This window comes from Blastococcus xanthinilyticus, from assembly GCF_008124835.1.
Classification (GTDB): Bacteria; Actinomycetota; Actinomycetes; order Mycobacteriales; family Geodermatophilaceae; genus Blastococcus; species Blastococcus xanthinilyticus.
Window position 1 is genome coordinate 282,988 of sequence record NZ_VNHW01000003.1, and the last position, 21,060, is coordinate 304,047.

The window sequence follows — 21,060 nt, forward strand, 5'->3', positions numbered from 1 at the left end:
CGCCGACGGCCCGGCCACCCCGCGGGGTGGCCGGGCCGTCGGCGTTCTCGGCCGCTCCGGGCCGTGGGTCAGCCCAGGCGGAGCACCTGGCCGGGGAAGATCATCCCCGGGTCGGCGCCGATGACGTCGCGGTTGGCCTCGTACAGCGACTGCCACGACAGGCCGGCGGACCTCGCGATCGACGACAGCGTGTCACCGGCCTGCACCGTGTACTGCTGCGCCGCGTCGGCCGGGTCGTCGGGCGCCGGAGGAGCGGGCGGCGTCGCGGTCCCGTCCTTGTCGGCCTCGGTCAGGCCGAGCTTCGCCGAGCAGGCCGGCCAGGCGCCCCAGCCCTGCACGGCGAGGGTCTTCTCGGCGGTCGCGATCTGCTGCTCGCGGGTGGCGAGGTCGGCGCGCGGCGCGAACTCGGTGCCGCCGAAGGCCTCCCAGGTCGACGGGGAGAACTGCAGGCCGCCGTAGTAGCCGTTGCCAGTGTTGATCGCCCAGTTGCCGCTGCTCTCGCACTGCGCGAGGCGGTCCCAGGTGGCGCCGTCGGCGGCGCCGGCGGTCCCGGCGCCGAGGAACGGCGCGATCAGCACCGCACCGGTCGCCGCGACGCCGGCGGTGCGGCGGCGGAGGGAGCGGGTGGACAGGCGGGAGGTGGTGCTCGGGTTCGTCATGATCCTCTCGAACGGCGGGCGCCCGGCGTCGGCGCCCGGCATCGGGCGGCGCGCTCCGCCCACGGAGCCGGATGGGGGACGGACCACGCCACCGGGCGGAGGGGGCGCGCGGCGGGTCCGGGAAGCGCGCGGCGGGCGGCTCGACGGCCACCCACGCCCCGCGCGCGGGCCCTGACCACTCTGCTGCGGCCGGGCAGTCCCGAGCGTACGGAGTCGTCCCGCCGCCTGCCACCCGCCGGGCGTGGTGCCGTCGCCGGGCACCCGCCCCGGCCGCCGGCGTCCGCGGCCTAGGGTTGGGTCATGAGCGTGCGGCGGGTCATGGGTACCGAGGTCGAGTACGGGATCTCGGTTCCCGGCCAGCCGGGGGCGAACCCGACGACGCTGTCGAGCCTGGTCGTGAACGCGTGGGCGGTCGCCGAGGCCCCGGCTCCGCGCCGGCCGCGCTGGGATTTCGAGGAGGAGTCGCCGCTGCGCGACGCCCGCGGTTTCGACCTGACGCCCGCGCAGGCGCTGGACCACAACGATCTCGACGACGACTCGGGCATGGCCAACGTCATCCTCACCAACGGCGCCCGGCTCTACGTCGACCACGCGCACCCGGAGTACTCGACGCCCGAGGTCACCACGCCGCGCGACATCGTGCTCTGGGACAAGGCGGGGGAGCAGGTGATGGCCGAGGCGGCCCGGCGGGCGGCGCGCATCCCCGGCACCAGCCCGATCCAGCTCTACAAGAACAACACCGACGGCAAGGGCGCGTCCTACGGCTCCCACGAGAACTACCTCATGGACCGGCGCACGCCGTTCATCGACATCATCCGCGGCCTGGTGCCGTTCTTCGTCACCCGGCAGGTGTTCGCCGGGTCCGGCCGGGTCGGCATCGGCACCGAGAGCCGGACCGAGGGCTTCCAGCTGTCCCAGCGCGCCGACTTCTTCGAGGTCGAGGTGGGGCTGGAGACCACGCTGAAGCGGCCGATCATCAACACCCGGGACGAGCCGCACGCCGACGCGGACAAGTACCGCCGGCTGCACGTGATCATCGGGGACGCGAACCTCGCCGAGCTGGCCACGTACCTGAAGGTCGGGACGACGTCGCTGGTGCTGGCGATGATCGAGGCCCGGGCCCTGCCGCACGACCTGGCCCTCGAGGAGCCGGTGCGGGAGCTGCAGGCGATCAGCCACGACCCGACGCTCACCCACCGCGTGCTGCTGCGCGACGGGCGGCGGATGACCGCCATCGAGGTGCAGCGCTGCTTCCTGGAGCACGCCGCCCGGTTCGTCGAGAGCCGCGGTGCGGCCGACGAGCAGACCGCCGACGTGCTGCGCCGGTGGGCCGAGGTGCTCGACGACCTGGAGACCGACCCGATGCGCCTGGCCGACCGGCTGGACTGGCCGGCGAAGCTGCGGCTGCTGGAGGGCTACCGCTCGCGCGACGGGCTGGGCTGGGGGGACTCCCGCCTGCGGCTGGTCGACCTGCAGTACTCCGACGTCCGGCCCGACAAGGGGCTCTACAACCGGCTGGTGGCCCGCGGGGCGATGCAGCGGCTGCTGAGCGACGCCGAGGTGGCGCAGGCGATGGGGACCCCGCCCGGGGACACGCGGGCGTTCTTCCGCGGGGAGTGCCTGCGCCGGTTCCCGGCCCAGGTCGCCGCGGCGTCGTGGGACTCCGTCGTGTTCGACCTGGGGCGCGACACCCTGGTGCGGATCCCGACCATGGAGCCCCTGCGCGGCACCCGCGAGCACGTGGGCGCCCTGTTCGAGGCGTCGGCGACGGCCCAGGAGCTGGTCGACACCATCACCGGGGGCTGAGCCGCCGGGAGCCGAGCGCGGGAGGCCGAGCCGCCGGAGGCCGATCACGGCCGGGGGACCGGCCGGCGGCCCCCGCCGGGCGGAACGGTCGCCGACCGTGTCCTGGCGGGGGCCTGCCGGATCGGATCAGTTGCCCTGGAGCTGGTCCTCGATGCGCTCGAGGACGTCGTTCGGGATCTGCTCCCGGACGTCGGCCGGGAGCCGGTCCATGATGTTGTCCGGGAGGTTGCCCGACATCTCGGCGGGGCTGCTGCCCTGGATCGCGCGGGAGAGGTCCCAGCGCTGGGCGGTGTTCCGCAGCCAGTCGGCCCACTGCTCGACGTCCTGGCCGTACTCGCCGTCGACGGCGCCCTCGACGATCTGCCGGATGTCGGCGCGCGCCTCCTCCGGCTCCTGGCCGAAGACCGACTGGATGTCCTGGCGCAGGTCCTGCGGCAGGCCCGAGATCACGCCGCCGATGCGCTCGGTCCAGCTCTCGACCTCGTTGCCGTAGTCCCCGCTGAGACCGTTCTGCACGATCTCCTGCAGCTCCTGGGCCCGCTCATCGGCCGGCAGGTCGGAGAGGTTGCTCAGGTCCTGCTGCAGGTCATCGGGCAGCCAGTCGCCCATGTCCACCTGCTGCATGCTGCCGAAGACGTCCTGCGCCGTCTTCTCCGCCTCGTCGAGGGCCTGCTCGGCCTCCTGCTGGGCCTCCTCGAGGGCCTGCTCGGCCTCGTCGACGGTCTCCTCGGCCTCCTGCTGAGCCCGCTCGCTGCCCTCCTCGGCCACCTGCTCGGCCTCCTGGCGGGCCTCCTCGAGCGCCTGCTCCGCCTCGTTCACGGCGTCCTGGGCCTGCTCCTGGGCCGCCTCGGCGGCCTCGCGCATGTCATCGGAGGGGGCTGCTGCCGCCGCCGGGGCCATGAACACCGCGGCAGCGGTCAGGGCCGCGGCGCCGGCGCCGGTCACAGTGCCTCGTCGTCCTCGAAGTCGCAGGTTCACGTCTGTCTCCTCGTGCGTCGACTGTGGTGGGCTGCGGTGCCTGCTGGTGCGGCACTGCGGCGAGGAGGCCGCCCGAGGCGGTGGTCCCGGGAAGCGGCAACTCCGTGCTGGTGATGTGCCCACCCCGGACCGGGGTGACGAGTGCGAAACCGTGACGCTTGCATGACGCCGCCGCAACATGCGCGCCCGGCGCCCCGAGCCGGGGCGTCACCTGCCCGGGAAACCGCCGGATGTCGGTGCCGGCGGGTAGCTTTCAGCCACCAGCGGATCCGAGGTACCGGAGGACGGCGATGGCCACCAGGGACAGCGGCGGGCAGCAGAAGGCGACGCGCTCGCGCGAGGAGACCGACGAGGTCGAGGCCTCCGTCGACAGCGAGGCCGCCGAGCGGCACAAGGAGATGACCGAGGACGTCGACTCGCTCCTCGACGAGATCGACGGCGTCCTCGAGGAGAACTCGGAGGAATTTGTTAGGGCGTACGTACAAAAGGGGGGTCAGTGAACGATCTAGTTCCGTAATTCACGACGGTGGACAGCAAGTTCTGTCGCGACTGCGGATCGGTCCGGCCGATCGCCGAGTTCACGCGCAATCGGAACTCCCGGGACGGGTACGCCTTCTACTGCCGGGACCATGCCCGCAGGCGGCACCGGGACAGCCGGGATCGAAGGACGGGCGGTCCTCGGAGTCGTCACCCACGGGAGATCGTTGTTCCCGAGGGCAGCAAGTGGTGCCCCGACTGCGGCGAAGTACTGCCCCATTCGGCATTCGGGCGCAACTCCGCAGCGAGGACGGGGCTCAACTCCTATTGCAAGCCCTGCCACAACGCGAGAACCCGCCGTTCGAAGGAACTGGTCGGCGGGGAGCGCACGTATCACCTGCGTCGGCGCTACGGCATCACCGCTGACGACGCGGACGCCATGCTGGCCGCCCAGGGCGGCGTCTGCGCAATCTGTCGCACCGCCCCGGCGGCGCACGTGGACCACGACCACGCGACCGGTGCCGTGCGAGCCCTCCTGTGCTTCAACTGCAACGGGGGGCTCGGGCAGTTCAGGGACGACCCGGACGTGTTGCAGGAGGCCGCCGCCTACGTGCGTTTCCACGCGCTGAGCCAGTACCTGGTCGCGGCGTTCGCGGCGGCCGGCCTCGGACCGGTCCGACCCATCCGCGTGGAGTAGCCGCCGGTAGGGTCGCAACGGCGCCCAGGAGCTCCCGGCACGAGCACGCGGAGCACCGGGCGGAGCAGTGGGTCACGCCGGCAGACGCAGGCGGGAGAGGTGGATGGGTGAACGAGTCGTCAGCTGGCCGGAGCGGGTTCCCGCCCGCCTACCTGGACCGGGTGGGCTCCTCGTTCACCGACTTCCTGTCGTCGGCCGCCCCCGACCTGCTGCCCGGCCGGCGTCCGGTGCCGCAGCTGCCCGTGGGTGAGATCGCCCCGCACGGCACCACGATCGTCGCCGCCACCTACGACGGCGGCGTCCTCATGGGCGGCGACCGCCGCGCCACCATGGGCAACCTGATCTCCAGCCGGGACATCGAGAAGGTCTACCCGGCCGACTCCTACAGCGTCATCGGCATCGCCGGCGCCGCGGGCATCGCCATCGAGATGGTGAAGCTCTACCAGGTCGAGCTCGAGCACTACGAGAAGATCGAGGGGCTCACGATGAGCCTCGACGGCAAGGCCAACCGGCTGGCGCAGATGATCCGGGGCAACCTGGGCGCCGCGCTGCAGGGCCTGGCCGTCGTCCCGCTGTTCGCCGGGTTCGACCTCGACGCCGCCCCGGGTGCCGCCCCCGGCCGGATCTTCAGCTACGACGTCACCGGCGGGAACTACGAGGAGCGCGGCTACGCGGCCGTCGGCTCCGGCTCGCTGTTCGCCAAGAACTCGCTCAAGAAGACCTGGCGCTACGGCCTGCCCGCCGACGAGGCCACCCGCACCGTCGTCGAGGCGCTGTACGACGCCGCCGACGACGACTCGGCCACCGGCGGCCCCGACCCGGTGCGCCGGCTGTACCCGATCGTCTACCGGGTCGACGCCGAGGGCGCCGTCCGGCTGACCGACGCCGAGGTGGCCGCCGTCGCCGACCGGATCGTCACCGAGCGCGCCGCCGCCGACCGCCAGAACATGGACCGGGAGGCCTGAGCGCCATGACCATGCCCTACTACGCCTCCGCCGAGCAGGTCATGCGCGACCGCTCGGAGTACGCCCGCAAGGGCATCTCCCGCGGCCGCAGCGTCGCCGTCCTCACCTACGCCGACGGCGTGCTGCTCATCGCCGAGAACCCCAGCTCCACGCTGCACAAGATCGGCGAGATCTACGACCGCATCGGCTTCGCCGCGGTGGGCCGCTACAGCGAGTTCGAGAGCCTGCGCGTGGCCGGTGTCCGGCTCGCGGACGTCCGCGGCTACTCCTACAACCGCCGGGACGTGACCGGGCGGGTCATCGCCAACGCCTACGCCCAGACCCTCGGCGCCATCTTCACCGAGCAGATGAAGCCCTACGAGGTCGAGCTCTGCGTCGCCGAGGTGGGCGACGCCCCCGAGCACGACCAGCTCTACCGGCTCACCTTCGACGGCTCGGTGGTCGACGAGCCCGACTTCGTCGTCATGGGCGGCCAGGCCGACGCCGTCACCGGCCACCTGCGGCAGAACTTCCACGCGGGAATGGGCCTGGCCGACGCGCTCAAGGTGGGCGTCGACGCGCTCTCCGCGGTCAGCCCGGTGACCGCGGGCTCCGGCCACGGGGAGCACGCCCGGCTCAGCGCCGGGCAGCTCGAGGTGGCCGTCCTCGACCGGCGGCGGCCCAAGCGGGCGTTCCGCCGCGTCGTCGGGGCGGCGCTGCACACGCTCCTCGGCGACGGGCAGACCGACGCCGACGGCTCCGGCACCGCGACCTCGCCGCACGTCCCCACCCACCCGCAGCCCGGCACCCCCGCCGGACTGGGCGACCCCGCCGCGGCCGACACGGCCGGCGGCGTGCCCGACACCGGCGAGGGCCACCCGCAGACCGACGGCGACCCGGGGGAGTAGGTGGCGGTGCCCGGGTAGGGCACCGCCATGCCGAACTACGACCTGAACGCCGACGCCGTCGCCCAGGCCCGGAAGCTCATCGACGACGGCACCTACGACGACGCCACGGAGTGGTCCGACGCCGCGCCGTCGGCCGACGACGGCAACACCGAGATCGAGCAGCACGGCTGGGACGGCTACGCCTCCTGGCACCTCGCCGTGGACCCGGAGGCGAACGAGGAGACCAAGAAGCGCTACTCCTTCCCGTACGGCGACTTCGCCACGGTCAACCGGGCCGCGCTGATCCACGGCAAGCAGCGGGCGGCGCAGAACGGGCACGACGAGATCGAGCAGGCCTTCGACGACCTGCTGCAGCGGCTGGACGCGAAGCGGTAGCGCCCCGCTGCGGTCGGTGACCGGCCCGGCGGTCCGGCGCCGGGCCGCTGTCGCCCCGGGCGCCTAGTCTCGGGTCGTGGACCGACGGATCTTCGGGATCGAGACCGAGTACGGCGTCACGTGCACCTTCAAGGGCCAGCGCCGGCTGTCGCCGGACGAGGTCGCCCGGTACCTGTTCCGGCGGGTGGTGTCGTGGGGGCGCAGCTCCAACGTCTTCCTGCGCAACGGCTCGCGGCTCTACCTCGACGTGGGCAGCCACCCCGAGTACGCCACGGCCGAGTGCGACGACCTCACCGAGCTCGTCGTCCACGACAAGGCGGGGGAGCGGATCCTCGAGGGCCTCCTGGTCGACGCCGAGCAGCGCCTGGCCGAGGAGGGCGTCACCGGCGACATCTACCTGTTCAAGAACAACACCGACTCCGCCGGCAACAGCTACGGCTGCCACGAGAACTACCTGGTGGGCCGGCACGGGGAGTTCGGCCGGCTGGCCGACGTCCTGATCCCGTTCCTGGTCAGCCGGCAGATCGTCGTGGGCGCGGGAAAGGTGCTGCAGACCCCGCGCGGGGCGCTGTACTGCGTGAGCCAGCGCGCCGAGCACATCTGGGAGGGCGTCTCCAGCGCCACGACGCGCTCCCGCCCGATCATCAACACCCGCGACGAGCCGCACGCCGACGCCGAGCGCTACCGGCGGCTGCACGTCATCGTCGGCGACTCGAACATGAGCGAGACGACGACGCTGCTCAAGGTCACCATGACCGACCTCGTGCTGCGGATGATCGAGGCCGGCGTCCCGATCCGGGACATGACGCTGGAGAACCCCATCCGGGCCATCCGCGAGATCAGCCACGACCTGACCGGCCGCCGCAAGGTGCGGCTGTCCAGCGGCCGCGAGATGTCGGCGCTGGAGATCCAGTCGGAGTACCACAGCCGGGCCACCGAGTTCGTCGACCGCGAGGGCTGCACCCCCGTCCACCGGCAGATGCTCGAGCTGTGGGGCCGGGTGCTGAAGGCCGTGGACAGCGAGGACCTCAGCCTCATCGACCGCGAGATCGACTGGGCCATCAAGCTCAACCTGATCGAGCGGTACCGCGCCAAGCGCGACCTGCCGCTGAGCCACCCCCGGATCGCCCAGATGGACCTCGCCTACCACGACATCAGCCGCACCCGCGGGCTGTACTACCTGCTCGAGCGCGCCGGCCAGGTGGACCGGGTCGCCCACGAGCCGCGGGTGTTCGAGGCCAAGAACGTGCCCCCGCAGACCACCCGGGCCAAGCTCCGCGGCGAGTTCATCCGCAAGGCGCAGGAGCGGCGCCGCGACTTCACCGTCGACTGGGTGCACCTCAAGCTCAACGACCAGGCGCAGCGCACCGTGCTGTGCAAGGACCCGTTCAAGTCCGTCGACGAGCGCGTGGAGAAGCTGATCGCCTCGATGTGATCTGCGGTCCTCCGGACCGCACCGCGGCCAGGAGCCGTCCCGACCTGCGTTGAGCCCCGGTTCGAGCCTGCGCGGGACCCTCCGGGCCCCACTCGGCTCGATTCACGTATCCGTGCCGTCCCCGGCTTCCACGTGCACGGCGGGCTCGACCTCGTCCACCGGCACCTGTAGCGCCGCGTACCTCCCCGCGGCCGCCGCCGCGAGGAAGTAGGCGCGCTCCTCGGGGTAGCCGCGGCCCATCGTGCGCAGCGGCACGGGGGACAGGCCGAGGGCGGCGTCGAGGCCGTCGGTGTCCACCCAGACCACCGGGTTCCGGTCCGGCTGGCCGGCGAGGTCCTCGTCGATCTGCCCGCCGAGCTCGGAGGAGAGACCGCGGGGCGCCACGAGCGTCACCCCGCCCAGCGCCACCCGGCCGAACGCGGTCAGCGAGTGGTGGGACACGCCGCGGTGCCGCTCGCGCGGATCGGCGTCGGAGATCCGCAGCGCACCCACCGGCAGGCCGCCGAGCGCCACCACGGCGTTGCACGCCTCACCCGCCGCCACCCCGGAGAAGCCCCACGGCGTCCCGGTGCCCAGGTTGCCCGGGCCCTGCGTGACCACCGCCAGGTCGGCGCCGAGCACGTGCCGGGCCGCGAGCAGCCCGGTGTGCAGGGTCACCGCCTCCAGGTCGCCGCCGAACGCCTGCCCGACGGTGACCACGCCCGCCAGGGAGGCGTGCAGCGCGTCGAGGGTGCGGGAGAAGGCGGCCGGCAGGGCGCCGCCGTCGGTCATCACGTAGGCGACCTTGAGGTCGGGATCGGTCGCCAGCATCCCGATCAGCACCGCGGGCAGCGCCGAGTGCAGGTCGGCCACCACGACCGGCATGCCGGCGAGGTCGTCGGCCGCGGCGATCGCCGCGTGGTGCTCGGTCTCCTGCTCGTCGACGCCCTGCACGGTCACCTGCAGCGGCGTGTAGCGGGCCTTCACCAGGTGGCCCGGGCCCTCGGGGTCCGCGGGCAGCCGGTCGGGGATGGCGACGACGAGGGCGAAGCCGCCGGTGCCGAGCCCCTGGGCGAGCGCGGTGGTGTTGAGCAGCACGTCGTCGCCCGCCTCCGGCGCCCCGACCAGCGACGCGTAGGCCAGGGCCGGCAGCTCGCCCTCGCCCGGAACGTCGACGGTCAGCTGGAACGTGTCGCGCCCGCTCCGCGTGCTGGTCGTCACCCGGCCGCGGCGCCAGCGGATGCGCGAGGGCGGGGGAGGAGTGGCGGAGAACGGCATGCAGGCAGGCTAGCCAGCGGATCCGCCGGCGGCGCACCGGCGAGGTGGAGCCGGCCCCGGCTGACTAGCCTGGGCGCCATGGCGGCCAAGCGGGCAGAGCGACTGGTCAACCTGGTGATCGCGCTGCTCAGCACACGCCAGTTCGTCACGGCCGCGCGCATCCGGTCGACGGTGCCCGGTTACGAGGCCGACGACGGCACGGCCCGCGCCGACGAGGCGTTCAAGCGGATGTTCGAGCGGGACAAGGCCGAGCTGCGCGAGATGGGCGTGCCCCTGGAGACCGGCCGCACCAGCGTCTTCGACACCGAGGACGGCTACCGGATCGCCCGGGCCGACTACGAGCTGCCCGAGATCCACCTGACCGGCGAGGAGGCTGCCGCGGTGGGCCTCGCCGTGCGGCTGTGGGAGTCCGCCCAGCTGGCCGGGGCGGCGCAGAGCGCCCTGGTGAAGCTGAAGGCGGCCGGCGTCGAGGTCGACACCTCCCGCGCCATCCCGATCCAGCCGCGCCTGGACCGCGGCGAGGCCGCCTTCGAGCCCTGCTACGCCGCCGCGCGGGACCGGCGCCGGCTGCAGTTCGACTACCGCCGTCCCGACGAGGACGCCGCCGTCCGGCGGGACGTGCAGCCGTGGGGGGTCGTGGCCTGGCACGGCCGCTGGTACCTGGTCGGGTTCGACCTGGACCGGCAGGCGCCGCGGGTCTTCCGCCTCTCCCGGGTCACCGGCACGCCCCGGGCGGTCGGCCCGGCCGGCGCGTTCGAGCCCCCGGCCGACCTGGACCTCCCCGCCGTGGTCGCGGGCCAGGTCGGCGGCACCGAGCACCTGGTGGTGGTGCGCGCCCGGCCCGGGACGGCGATCGGGGTCCGGCGGCACGCCACCTCGCTGGGCCCGGCCGACGACGGCGACGACCGGCTGGAGCTGCGCACCACCGAGCCGTGGGCGCTGGCCGACCAGCTGGCGGCCCACGGGGCCGACGTCGTGGTCGAGGCGCCCACCGAGATGCGCGACGCCGTCATCGCCCGGCTGACCCGCCTGGCCGCCATGGGAGGCACGGCATGACCGCCACCGGCACCACCGACCGGATGACCCGGTTGCTGGCCCTCGTCCCGTACCTCGCCGCCCGCCCGGACGGGGTGGAGGTGGCCGAGGCGGCCCGCGACTTCGGGGTGACCGAGCGCCAGCTGCGCGGCGACCTCGAGCTGCTGTGGATGTGCGGGTTGCCCGGGTACGGCCCCGGTGACCTGATCGACGTGGCCTTCGAGGGCGACCGGGTGCGGGTCACCTTCAGCGCCGGCATGGTGCGGCCCCTGCGGCTGACCACCGACGAGGCGGTGTCCTTGGTCGTGGCCCTGCGCACGCTGCTGGAGCTGCCCGGGCTGGTCGAGCGGGACGCGGTGAGCCGGGCCCTGGCGAAGGTGTCGGCCGCGGCCGGCGCGGCGGGGCGGGTGACCCCGGTGGCGGTCAGCATGGACGCCCGCGCGGAGACCCTCGCCGTCGTCCGGGACGCCCTGGAGCGCCGCCGGGCCCTGTACCTGCACTACTACGTGCCCACCCGCGACGAGCGCACCGAGCGGACCGTCGACCCGATGCAGCTGCTGTTCGTCGACGGCTCCTGGTACCTGGAGGCGTGGTGCCGGCGGGCCGAGGGCGTGCGGCTGTTCCGGCTGGACCGGGTGGACGAGGTGGCGGTGCTCGACGAGCCGGCCGCGCCGCCGCCCCAGGCGACCGGCCGCAGCGTCGACGACGGCGTGTACCGGCCCGGGCCGGAGGCGCCCGCCGTCCGGCTGCGGCTGGCCCGCCGCGCCCGCTGGGTGGCCGACTACTACCCGGTGGAGGACGTCGTCCCGGTCGACGACCCGCCCGGCGGGCTGGCGGTGACCGTGCGCACCGCGGACCTCGCCTGGGCCCGGCGGCTGGTGGCGACGCTGGGCGGCCACGCCGTCGTCGACGAGCCGGCCGAGATCGGCGCGCAGGTCGCCGCCGAGGCGCGGGCGGCGCTGGCCCGGTACGGCGTGCGCGCCGGCGGCGACGGCTAGGGTCGCCCCGTGCTGTTCTGGATCGTGCTGGTCGTCGTGGTGGTGCTGGCGCTCGTCGTCCTCGGCGTGGTCGCGTACGGGACGCTGGGCGCCTTCGGCCGGCTGAACCGCGAGCTGGCGGCGGCCGAGCGCGACGTCGCACCGGTGCGCGCGGAGCTGCAGCAGTCCGTGGAGCGCGCCGCGCGGCTGCGCGACGACCGGACGACGGCGAGCTGAACGGCGGGCGAACTCGCCCGCCGCGCCTCCCGGTCCAGCCGCCGGGCACGGAGAATCGGTCCGGACCCGGGCGTAGCATCGCCCCAGCCACCCGACTTCTGGAGGACGCGCCATGGGACTCGGCCCGCTCGAGATCGGCCTGATCATCCTGGCCATCCTGCTGCTCTTCGGCTACAAGAAGCTGCCCGACGCCTCGCGTTCGCTGGGGCGCTCGCTGCGCATCTTCAAGGGCGAGATGAAGGGCATGAAGGACGACGACGTCCGTGCCAAGGACGCCGCGACCACCACGCCGGTGCGCGGTGAGATCGTCGCGCCCGCGTCCTCGCCCTCGGACGATCTGAACATCAGGCTGCAGGAGGAGGCCCGGACGGCCGAGCTCCGCGCCGCCGAGCTGCGGGCCCGCGCCGACCAGGCGCGCGCGGCCGACGGCTCCCGCTGAACCCCCTGCACCCGGGAGCACGGCGGTGAGCGAGTCGACCCGCGGCACCCGCCGCCGGCGTCGTACCCCCCGCGACGAGCAGGCCACCATGAGCCTGATCGCCCACCTCACCGAGCTGCGCAACCGCATCGGCAAGGCGCTGCTGGCCCTGCTGGTGGCCACCGCCATCGCGTTCTGGTGGTACGACAACGGCCTCGGCGTCTTCATCCGGGCGCCGTACTGCGGTCTGCCCGAGGAGCTGCGCTACGGGGGTGACGACGCCGGCGGGTGCGGCCTGCTGATCACCGACGTCTTCGGCGGTGTGTTCATCCGCCTGAAGGTGGCCTTCCTGGCCGGTGCGGTGCTGTCGGCCCCGTTCTGGCTGTGGCAGCTGTGGGCCTTCGTCACCCCGGGGCTCAAGAAGAACGAGAAGCGCTACGGCGTCGCCTTCGTCGCCGTCTCCAGCGCCCTGTTCGCCCTCGGTGCGGTGCTGGCCTACGTCTCGCTGTCGGCCGGCCTGGAGCTGCTGCTCTCCCTCGCTGGTGACGGGGTCGTGATCGCGCTGACCGCGCAGGACTACATCGGCTTCGTGCTGTCGCTGCTGGTCGCGTTCGGCGTCAGCTTCGAGGTGCCGTTGATCGCGGTCGCGCTCAACCTGATCGGCGCCCTGAGCTACGAGGTGCTGCGGAAGAGCCGTCGGTGGATCTTCTTCCTCACCATCGTCTTCGCCGCGTTCGTCACCCCGACGCAGGACCCGTTCACGATGCTGCTCATGGCCGGGCCGATGATCGTGCTGTTCGAGCTGGCGATCCAGGTGGCCCGGTTCGTCGACCGTCGGCGGGCCCGGCGGGCCGCCCTCGAGCACTTCCACGACCTCGGCGACGACGAGGCCTCACCGCTCGACGTCCGCCCCTCGACGCTGGACGAGCCGGCGGATCCGGCGCCCTCGACCCGCCGCTGACGGCCGTGGACGTCGCCGTCCTCGTCAGCCCGGTCGCCGGCCGCGGCCGGGCCCGCACGGTGTCCGCGTCGGTGCTGGCGGCGCTGCGCGACGCCGGGCTGCGGCCGCGGGTGCTCGACGCGGTCACCCGCCCGGACGCGGAGCGCTGCGCCGCCGACGCCGTCCGGGCAGGTGCGGCCGCCGTCGTGGCCATCGGCGGCGACGGGGTCGCGCACGCCGCCCTCCAGGCCGTCGCCGGCACCGGCACGCCGCTGGCCGTCGTCCCCGCCGGGACGGGCAACGACCTGGCGCTGGCGCTGGGCGTGTCGCCCGACCCGGTGTCGGCGGCCCGCGCCGCGGCGGCCGACCTGCTCGCCGGGCGGGACCGGACGCTGGACGCCGCCCGGACCGCGGGCCGGTGGTGGGCCACCGTGCTCTGCTGCGGCTTCGACTCCGCCGTCACCGAACGGGCCAACCGGCTGCGCTGGCCGCGCGGCCGGCGCCGGTACGACCTCGCCGTCCTCGCCGAGCTGGCGCGGCTGCGCCCCTACGAGGTGACGCTCGTGCTCGACGGTGCGGAGCGGACGCTGCCGGCCACGATGGTCGCCGTCGGCAACACCGCCTGGTACGGCGGCGGGCTGCGCATCTGCCCGGCCGCCGACCCCGCCGACGGGCTGCTCGACGTCACCGTGGTGGGGGCGGTCTCCCGGCGCGACCTGATCGCCACGAAGCCCCGGCTGGCCGACGGCACGCACGTCGCCCACCCGGCGGTGACCGTGCACCGGGCGGCCCGCGTGGAGCTGTCCTGCGCCGGGGTCACCACCTACGCCGACGGGGAGCCGGTGGCGCCGCTCCCGGCGGTCACCGAGTGCGTCCCCGGCGCGCTGCGGGTGGTCGGCGCCGGCCCATGATGATCAGGTGACCTGATCGTTCGTGGTCCTGGCTCACCACCGGTGCTGAGCCAGGACCACAAACGATCAGCCGACCTGATCGTCGGGGCGCCAGCGCCTAACGTGGAGCCATGTCCAGCCCCGCTGAGCGGTACGCCGCTGCCCGGAGGCGGACCGCCCACCCGACGCTGGCCGACTTCACCGCCGGGCTCGGCTTCTCCCTGGACCCGTTCCAGGTGGAGGCCTGCGAGGCGCTGGAGCGCGGCTCCGGGGTCCTGGTCTGCGCGCCCACCGGCGCCGGCAAGACCGTGGTGGGCGAGTTCGCCGTGCACAAGGCGCTCGCGGAGGGCCGCAAGGCGTTCTACACGACGCCGATCAAGGCGCTGTCGAACCAGAAGTACGCCGACCTGGTGGCGCGCTACGGGGCCGACCGGGTGGGCCTGCTCACCGGCGACAACGCCGTGAACGGCGACGCACCGGTGGTGGTGATGACCACCGAGGTGCTGCGGAACATGCTCTACGCCGAGTCCCCGGCGCTGCGCGGGCTCGGGTACGTGGTCATGGACGAGGTGCACTACCTGGCCGACCGGTTCCGCGGCGCCGTCTGGGAGGAGGTGATCATCCACCTCCCGCCGTCGGTCACGCTGGTCTCGCTCTCGGCCACGGTCAGCAACGCCGAGGAGTTCGCCGACTGGCTGGTGACCGTGCGCGGCGACACGGAGGTCGTGGTCAGCGAGGTCCGCCCGATCCCGCTGTGGCAGCACATGCTGGTCGGCAACCGGGTGTTCGACCTGTTCTCGCTGCGCCCCGCCGCGCACGCCGCGGAGCAGGGGGAGACACCCCGGATGCTGTCCACCCGCGAGCGCGGCGCCTCCGTGGTCGACCCCGAGCTGGTCCGCTACGTGCGCGAGCACGAGCGCCGGATCGACAGCTGGGGCGGCTCCGGCCGCCGGGAGAGCTCCCACCGGCCCCGGTACCGCCCGCCGGCCCGGTCCGACGTCATCGAGCGGCTGGACAAGGCCGGCCTGCTGCCGGCGATCACCTTCGTGTTCAGCCGCAACGGCTGCGACGCCGCGGTCCACCACTGCCTGATGAGCGGGCTGCGGCTCACCGACGAGACCGAGCGCGCCGAGATCGCCGCGATCATCGACGAGCGGACCGGCTCGCTGCCGGAGGAGGACCTGCACGTCCTCGGCTTCTGGGAGTGGCGCGAGGGCCTGCTCGCCGGGCTGGCGGCGCACCACGCCGGGCTGGTGCCGGCGTTCAAGGAGACCGTCGAGGAGTGCTTCGTCCGCGGCCTGGTCAAGGCCGTGTTCGCCACCGAGACCCTCGCCCTGGGCATCAACATGCCGGCCCGCACCGTCGTCCTCGAGCGGCTGGTGAAGTGGAACGGCGAGGCGCACGTCGACGTGACGCCGGGGGAGTACACCCAGCTCACCGGCCGGGCCGGCCGCCGCGGCATCGACGTCGAGGGGCACGCCGTCGTCGTCTGGGCCCCGGGCATGGACCCCTCGGTGGTCGCGGGCCTGGCCAGCACCCGCACCTACCCGCTGCGGTCGTCGTTCCGGCCGAGCTACAACATGGCGGTCAACCTGGTCAGCTCGTTCGGGCGGGCCCGCGCCCGGGAGCTGCTGGCGTCGTCGTTCGCCCAGTTCCAGGCCGACCGCTCGGTCGTGGGCCTGGCGCGCGCGGCCGCGCGGCACGAGCGGGACGCCGCCCGGTTCGCCGCCGAGATGAGCTCCGAGCGCGGGGACGTCGGCGCGTACGCGCGGCTGCGGCGGGAGATCGCCGACCGGGAGAAGGAGCTGTCCCGCGACTCGCAGGCCAAGCGGCGCATGGAGGCCTCCGACGCGCTGGCCGCGCTGCGCCCCGGTGACGTCATCCGGGTGCCGACCGGACGGCGGCAGGGGCTGGCGATCGTCCTCGACCCCGGGATCACCGACCTCGCCGACCCGCGGCCGCTGGTGCTCACCGAGGACAAGTGGGCCGGCCGGCTGGGCTCGGTGGACTTCCCGGGGCCGGTGACGGCCCTGGCCCGCGTCCGGGTGCCCAAGAACTTCAACCACCGCAGCCCGCACGCCCGCCGGGACCTCGCCTCCACCCTGCGCAACGCGCGGGTCGAGAACGACCTGGGCGCGCGCCGGGTGAAGAACCGCTCGGCCGCCGCGGACGACCCGGTGCTCGCCGACCTCCGCCAGGCGCTGCGCAACCACCCCGTGCACGCGCTGCCCGACCGCGAGGAGCGGGTCCGGTTCGCCGAGCGGTGGCTGCGGGAGGTCCGGGAGGCCGAGTCGCTGCAGCGGACGATGGCCGAGCGCACCGGCTCGCTCACCCGGCAGTTCGACCGCACCTGCGACGTCCTCGAGGAGCTCGGCTACCTGGTGCCGGAGGCGGCGCCGCTGGTGCCGGCGGACACCGCCGAGGTGGGCGCGGTCGACGACGTGCCGGTGGTCACCGACGACGGCCGCCGGCTGGCTCGGATCTGGTCGGAGTCCGACCTGCTGGTCGCCGAGTGCCTGCGGGCCGGGATCTGGCGCGGGCTCACCCCGGCGGAGCTCGCCGCGGCGGTGTCGACGCTGGTCTTCGAGGCCCGCCGGGACACCCCCGGGCTGCCCGCGGTGCCGGCCGGTGCGGTGGCCGACGCCATCGGGCGGATGCGCGGCATCCGGTCGCGGCTGCAGGACGTCGAGCTCGACCACGGCGTGCCGGCCAGCCGCGACCTCGACCTCGGCTTCGCCTGGGCGGCGTACCGCTGGGCCGACGGGGAGAACCTCGACCGGGTGCTGGCCGGCGCCGAGCAGGCCGGCACCGAGCTCTCCGGCGGCGACTTCGTCCGGTGGGCCCGGCAGCTGCTGGACCTGCTGGACCAGCTGGCCAAGGTCGCCGACGAGCAGGTTGCCCGCACCGCCCGCGCGGCGGTGGAGCGGGTGCGCCGCGGGGTCGTCGCCGTCGCGGTCGGCGGCTGACCGGCGGGTCGGCGAACGGCCGGGACCGGGTAGGTGCGGCACAATCCGGACGTCCCCGTCCGCGGTGGGCACGGACAGGGGAGCGACCATGACCGACCCGCACGGCGACGGCGAGCCCGGGCGCGTGCCGCCCGGCCGGCCGGGCGAGCCGCCGGCCCCGGCGCCCGGTCCGCAGCCGCCCTCGGCCGGGGCGGGGTGGGCGCAGCAGCCGTGGGGGGCGCCGCCCGGGTCCCCGCCGCCCGGCTTCCCGCCTTCCTCCGGCTTCCTGCCGCCGTCGGGCACTTTCCCACCCCATGGCGCCACCCAGCCATACGGCGACTTCCCCGCGACCTTCGGGCCCCCGGGGCAGGCGCCGCGCCCGCCGTGGGGCCCGCCCCCGGGCGGTCCCCGGCAGCCGGGGCAGGTTCCCCCGGGACCGGGCGGGCCGTACGGGTCCTCCGGCCCCGGCGGGCCGCAGCCGGCCGGCTGGGGCCCGCCGCCGCGCCGCAGCCACGCCGGCCTGGTCGCGGGGCTGGCCGCCGTCGCGATGGCCGCGGTCGCCGGCGGAGCCGTGCTGGCCGCGTCGACCGGGCCCACGGTGCTCGAAGCGGACGCGGTCGAGCGCGACGTCGCCGCGCAGTTCGAGCAGCGCGAGGGCGTGCCGCTCGACCTGCGCTGCGCGGAGGAGATGCGGGTGGAGGTGGGGGCGACCTACGAGTGCTCGGGGGTCACCGCCGACGACGAGCAGGTGACCCTGCGAATCGAGATCACCGACGAGGACGGCGCCCGCTACACCTGGACGGAGCCCTGACGCAGGGGCAGCCCAGCACGTCGTCGGTCCAGCACGCCGTCAGCCCAGCACGCCGTCGGGCCAGCCGAGGGCGGCGCCCAGCCGGCCCAGCGACGACTGCAGTCCGTGGGCTGCGGCCAGGGCGGCGAGCGCTCCCGGGTCCGCGGGCGTGCGGGGGAGCGTGCCCTCGACCGCCGGCAGGTCGATGCCCGTGGCCACCGCCACCACGACCGGGGCCGCGTCGAGGTAGTCGCTCGCGACGTGCAGCTTCTTGAGCACCGCGGCGGTCAGCGGCGGCTTCGGGACGACGGTCCGCGCGACCGCCGCGCGGATGCCCGCGAGGTCCCCGAACTCGCCGATCAGCGCCGCGGCGGTCTTGGCACCCACCCCGGCCACGCCCGGCAGCCCGTCGCTGGGGTCGCCGCGGAGCACGGCGAAGTCGGCGTAGGAGCGCCCGGGGATGCCGTACTTGGCGGTGACCGCGGCCTCGTCGACGAACTCCAGGTCGGAGATCCCGCGCGCGGTGTAGAGGATCCGCACGCCGCGGGCGTCGTCGACCAGCTGGAACAGGTCGCGGTCCCCGGTGACCACGTCCACCGGGCCGCGGGCGCGGGTGGCCAGCGTGCCGATCACGTCGTCGGCCTCGTAGCCCGGCGCGCCCACCCGGGCCAGGCCCGCGGCGGCGAGCACGTCCACCAGGATCGGCACCTGCGGCCCCAGCTCGTCGGGGGTCTCCTCGCCGCCCTCGGGCGCCACCCGGTGCGCCTTGTAGGACGGCAGCGCCTCGACGCGGAAGGCCGGGCGCCAGTCGTCGTCCCAGCAGGCGACCAGCCGGTCGGGCCCGTGGGTGGTCACCAGGCGCGCGGTCATGTCCAGGAAGCCGCGCACGGCGTTGATCGGCCGCCCGTCGGGGGTGGTGACGCTGGTCGGCACCCCGTAGAACGCGCGGAAGTAGAGCGAGGCGGCGTCCAGCAGCATCGTCGTCACGACGGCGGACGGTAGCGGTCTGGCAACGATTGCGGGCAATGGCAGTGCGCGTGGCTAGTCTGCGCGGGTGGGAACCGCACCAGCACCGGAGGCCGCCGGCCCGCTCATGACCGTCGACCGGGTGCACGCCGCCCGGTCCTTCGCCGAGGAGCGGGGGGTCGATCTGCTGGTCCTCACGCCCGGCGCCGACCTGCGCTACCTGTGCGGCTACGACGCCCACGCGATGGAGCGGCTGACCGCGCTGGCCGTGCCGCGGACGGGGGAGCCGTTCCTCGTGGTGCCCCGGCTCGAAGCCCCCATGGTCGACGCCGGCCCGGCGGGCGCGCTGGGGCTCGAGGTGCTGGCCTGGGACGAGACCGACGACGCCTTCGCGGTGCTCGCCGAGGCCGCCACCGCCCGGCTGGGCTCGTCCCCGGCGCGGGTGGCGGTCGGCTCCCGCACCTGGGCCGAGCACGCCCTCGGCGTCCAGCGGGCGCTGCCGGGCTGCACGCTCGAGCTCGCCTCGCCGGTCGTCGACCGGCTGCGCATGGTGAAGACCCCCGCCGAGATCCAGGAGCTCGCCCTCGCCGGCGCGGCCATCGACCGGGTGCACGCGCGCATGGGGGAGTGGCTGACCGTCGGCCGGACCGAGGCGCAGGTCGGGGCCGACATCGCCGCGGCGATCCTGGCCGAGGGGCACGTCGGCGTCGACTTCACCATCGTCGGGTCCGGGCCGAACGGCGCGAGCCCGCACCACGAGCTCTCCGGGCGCACCGTCGAGGCTGGGGACGTCGTCGTCGTCGACATCGGCGGGGCCACGGCCACCGGCTACCGGTCCGACTGCACCCGCACCTACGTCGTCGGCGGCAGCGCGCCGGCGGAGGTCGCCGAGTGGTACGGCGTGCTGCACGCCGCCCAACAGGCGGCGACGGCGGCGGTGCGGCCGGGCGTGACCGCCGAGCAGATCGACGCCGCGGCCCGCGATGTCATCGCCGACGCCGGCTGGGGCGAGTACTTCATCCACCGCACCGGCCACGGCATCGGCCTGGACAGCCACGAGGCGCCCTACATCGTCGCCGGCAACGCGCTGCCCCTGGAGCCGGGCATGGCCTTCTCGGTAGAGCCGGGCATCTACCTGCCCGGCCGGCACGGCGCCCGCATCGAGGACATCGTGGTCTGCACCGACGACGGCGTCCGCGTCCTGAACAACGGTCCCCGTGAGCTCGTCGAACTCCCCGGCTGAGGGCGCCGCGGTCGACGTGGACCGCGCGCTCATGGCCGTCCTGGCCCGCGACGGCCGGGCCAGCTACACCGACCTGGCCGAGCGGGTGGGCCTGTCGGTGTCCGCGGTGCACCAACGGGTGCGCCGGCTGGAGCAGCGGGGCCTGATCACCGGCTACCGGGCGACCCTGGACGCCAAGCAGCTGGGGCTGCCGCTCACCGCGTTCGTGTCGATCAGCCCGGCCGACGTCGCGCAGTCCGACGAGGCGCCGACCCTGCTGGCGCACCTGGCCGCGATCGAGGAGTGCCACGCGGTCGCGGGGGTGGAGAGCTACATCCTCAAGGTCCGGGTGGCCTCGCCCGATGCCCTGGAGGCGCTGCTCAAGGAGATCCGGGCCGCGGCCAACGTCACGACCCGCACCACCGTCGTGCTCTCCACGTCCTACGAGGCGCGCCCGCCGATCTGAGGGCCGCACCGATGAGCTCCGCGTGCCGCGCCGGTCGGTACCCCGGATCCCGACCCACGGAGCTGACGCCATGCGGACCCTGACCTGCGGCATGAACCTGAGCCTGGACGGCTACACCGCCGCGCCCGGCGGCGACCTCGGCTGGGGTGTGCCGAGCGACGAGCTGTTCCAGTGGTGGTCCGACCGGGTCGGCGCGACCGGCCTGGCGCTGTACGGCCGCCGGCTCTGGGAAGGGATGAGCTCGCACTGGCCCACCGCCGACGAGCAGCCGGGCGCCCCCCCGGCGCACGTCGAGTACGCCGAGCGCTGGCGGGCCATGCCGAAGGTGGTGTTCTCCTCGACGACCGGCCCGGTCGGCTGGAACAGCCGCCTGGTCACCGGCGACGCGGTTGCCGAGATCGCCCGGCTCAAGGCCGGGGACGGCGGCCCCATGGACATCGGTGGCGCCACGCTCGCCGCGGCGGCGATGCGGCACGGGCTGGTCGACGAGTACGTGCTGGTCACGCATCCGGTGCTGGTCGGTGGCGGCACGCCGTTCTTCCCGGCCCTGGACGACCGGGTGCGGCTGGACCTGGTGGAGACCCGGACGTTCCCCGGCGGCGTGCACCTGACGAGGTACGCGGTCCGGCGCTGAGCCG

At 74.6% G+C, this 21,060-nt stretch carries 22 protein-coding genes; 18 read left to right on the forward strand and 4 right to left on the reverse strand.

What is annotated here, in order from left to right; translation table 11 throughout:
* Positions 1-68 precede the first annotated feature (68 nt).
* The gene (locus BD833_RS06535) at positions 69-659 is read right to left on the reverse strand and encodes a LysM peptidoglycan-binding domain-containing protein (protein ID WP_166532307.1); all 591 of its coding nucleotides are present in this window, start codon (positions 657-659) and stop codon (positions 69-71) included.
* A 300-nt stretch (positions 660-959) separates the two neighbouring features.
* On the opposite strand from BD833_RS06535, the gene dop reads away from it, so the two are divergent.
* Complete coding sequence (gene dop / locus BD833_RS06540) at positions 960-2,465, forward strand: depupylase/deamidase Dop (protein ID WP_166532308.1); 1,506 nt, start codon at positions 960-962, stop codon at positions 2,463-2,465.
* 126 nt (positions 2,466-2,591) lie between these two features.
* Here the strand turns inward: dop and BD833_RS06545 are convergent, their stop codons facing one another.
* The gene (locus BD833_RS06545; protein ID WP_166532309.1) at positions 2,592-3,410 is read right to left on the reverse strand and encodes a hypothetical protein; all 819 of its coding nucleotides are present in this window, start codon (positions 3,408-3,410) and stop codon (positions 2,592-2,594) included.
* A 323-nt stretch (positions 3,411-3,733) separates the two neighbouring features.
* On the opposite strand from BD833_RS06545, the gene BD833_RS06550 reads away from it, so the two are divergent.
* From BD833_RS06550 to pafA, 6 genes are all read left to right on the forward strand, one after another.
* A complete protein-coding gene (locus tag BD833_RS06550; RefSeq protein WP_166532310.1) occupies positions 3,734-3,943 on the forward strand; it encodes a ubiquitin-like protein Pup in 210 nt (69 codons plus the stop codon).
* A gap of 26 nt (positions 3,944-3,969) precedes the next feature.
* Complete coding sequence (locus tag BD833_RS06555) at positions 3,970-4,617, forward strand: endonuclease VII domain-containing protein (protein WP_166532311.1); 648 nt, start codon at positions 3,970-3,972, stop codon at positions 4,615-4,617.
* 107 nt (positions 4,618-4,724) lie between these two features.
* On the forward strand, positions 4,725-5,582 hold the full coding sequence (gene prcB, locus BD833_RS06560) for a proteasome subunit beta (RefSeq protein WP_208092384.1): 858 nt from the start codon (positions 4,725-4,727) through the stop codon (positions 5,580-5,582).
* A gap of 5 nt (positions 5,583-5,587) precedes the next feature.
* The gene (gene prcA, locus BD833_RS06565) at positions 5,588-6,469 is read left to right on the forward strand and encodes a proteasome subunit alpha (protein ID WP_166532312.1); all 882 of its coding nucleotides are present in this window, start codon (positions 5,588-5,590) and stop codon (positions 6,467-6,469) included.
* Positions 6,470-6,496: 27 nt separating this feature from the next.
* A complete protein-coding gene (locus BD833_RS06570; RefSeq protein ID WP_166532313.1) occupies positions 6,497-6,844 on the forward strand; it encodes a hypothetical protein in 348 nt (115 codons plus the stop codon).
* Positions 6,845-6,920: 76 nt separating this feature from the next.
* Entirely contained in the window at positions 6,921-8,279 is a 1,359-nt protein-coding gene (pafA, locus tag BD833_RS06575) for a Pup--protein ligase (protein WP_166532314.1), read from the forward strand.
* 102 nt (positions 8,280-8,381) lie between these two features.
* On the opposite strand, the gene BD833_RS06580 is transcribed toward pafA, so the two are convergent.
* Positions 8,382-9,536: a DUF3866 family protein gene (locus tag BD833_RS06580; protein WP_166532315.1), complete on the reverse strand. Its 1,155-nt coding sequence runs from the start codon at positions 9,534-9,536 to the stop codon at positions 8,382-8,384.
* A gap of 78 nt (positions 9,537-9,614) precedes the next feature.
* Between BD833_RS06580 and BD833_RS06585 the strand changes: the two genes are divergently transcribed.
* The 8 genes from BD833_RS06585 to BD833_RS06620 all read left to right on the forward strand — a co-directional run bounded on the left by BD833_RS06585 (position 9,615) and on the right by BD833_RS06620 (position 17,789).
* Positions 9,615-10,592, forward strand: coding sequence for a helix-turn-helix transcriptional regulator (locus BD833_RS06585; protein ID WP_166532316.1), 978 nt, complete (start codon positions 9,615-9,617; stop codon positions 10,590-10,592).
* The gene (locus BD833_RS06590) at positions 10,589-11,569 is read left to right on the forward strand and encodes a helix-turn-helix transcriptional regulator (protein WP_166532317.1); all 981 of its coding nucleotides are present in this window, start codon (positions 10,589-10,591) and stop codon (positions 11,567-11,569) included. The genes BD833_RS06585 and BD833_RS06590 overlap by 4 nt, the downstream gene beginning before the upstream one ends.
* 9 nt (positions 11,570-11,578) lie before the next feature.
* Positions 11,579-11,785: a hypothetical protein gene (locus tag BD833_RS06595; protein WP_166532318.1), complete on the forward strand. Its 207-nt coding sequence runs from the start codon at positions 11,579-11,581 to the stop codon at positions 11,783-11,785.
* A 112-nt stretch (positions 11,786-11,897) separates the two neighbouring features.
* Positions 11,898-12,224 (forward strand): Sec-independent protein translocase subunit TatA, encoded by a 327-nt coding sequence (gene tatA, locus BD833_RS06600; RefSeq protein ID WP_166532319.1) that lies wholly within the window; start codon positions 11,898-11,900, stop codon positions 12,222-12,224.
* A 25-nt stretch (positions 12,225-12,249) separates the two neighbouring features.
* The gene (gene tatC, locus BD833_RS06605) at positions 12,250-13,164 is read left to right on the forward strand and encodes a twin-arginine translocase subunit TatC (protein WP_243737487.1); all 915 of its coding nucleotides are present in this window, start codon (positions 12,250-12,252) and stop codon (positions 13,162-13,164) included.
* Positions 13,165-13,169: 5 nt separating this feature from the next.
* Positions 13,170-14,054 (forward strand): diacylglycerol/lipid kinase family protein, encoded by an 885-nt coding sequence (locus tag BD833_RS06610; protein ID WP_166532320.1) that lies wholly within the window; start codon positions 13,170-13,172, stop codon positions 14,052-14,054.
* A gap of 110 nt (positions 14,055-14,164) precedes the next feature.
* Positions 14,165-16,999: a DEAD/DEAH box helicase gene (locus BD833_RS06615; protein ID WP_166532321.1), complete on the forward strand. Its 2,835-nt coding sequence runs from the start codon at positions 14,165-14,167 to the stop codon at positions 16,997-16,999.
* A gap of 88 nt (positions 17,000-17,087) precedes the next feature.
* Positions 17,088-17,789 (forward strand): DUF4333 domain-containing protein, encoded by a 702-nt coding sequence (locus BD833_RS06620; RefSeq protein WP_166532322.1) that lies wholly within the window; start codon positions 17,088-17,090, stop codon positions 17,787-17,789.
* A 39-nt stretch (positions 17,790-17,828) separates the two neighbouring features.
* Here the strand turns inward: BD833_RS06620 and BD833_RS06625 are convergent, their stop codons facing one another.
* Positions 17,829-18,746 carry a 5'-3' exonuclease gene (locus tag BD833_RS06625; protein WP_166532440.1) on the reverse strand — a complete coding sequence of 306 codons (918 nt, stop codon included), beginning with the start codon at positions 18,744-18,746 and terminating at the stop codon, positions 17,829-17,831.
* A 76-nt stretch (positions 18,747-18,822) separates the two neighbouring features.
* Here BD833_RS06625 and BD833_RS06630 point away from each other — a divergent pair, with 76 nt between their 5' ends.
* From BD833_RS06630 to BD833_RS06640, 3 genes are all read left to right on the forward strand, one after another.
* Positions 18,823-19,977, forward strand: coding sequence for a M24 family metallopeptidase (locus tag BD833_RS06630; protein ID WP_243737488.1), 1,155 nt, complete (start codon positions 18,823-18,825; stop codon positions 19,975-19,977).
* Positions 19,952-20,422, forward strand: coding sequence for an Lrp/AsnC family transcriptional regulator (locus BD833_RS06635; RefSeq protein WP_166532323.1), 471 nt, complete (start codon positions 19,952-19,954; stop codon positions 20,420-20,422). The genes BD833_RS06630 and BD833_RS06635 overlap by 26 nt, the downstream gene beginning before the upstream one ends.
* 70 nt (positions 20,423-20,492) lie before the next feature.
* Positions 20,493-21,056, forward strand: a complete 564-nt coding sequence (locus BD833_RS06640; RefSeq protein WP_166532324.1) for a dihydrofolate reductase family protein — start codon at positions 20,493-20,495, stop codon at positions 21,054-21,056.
* Positions 21,057-21,060 lie beyond the last annotated feature (4 nt).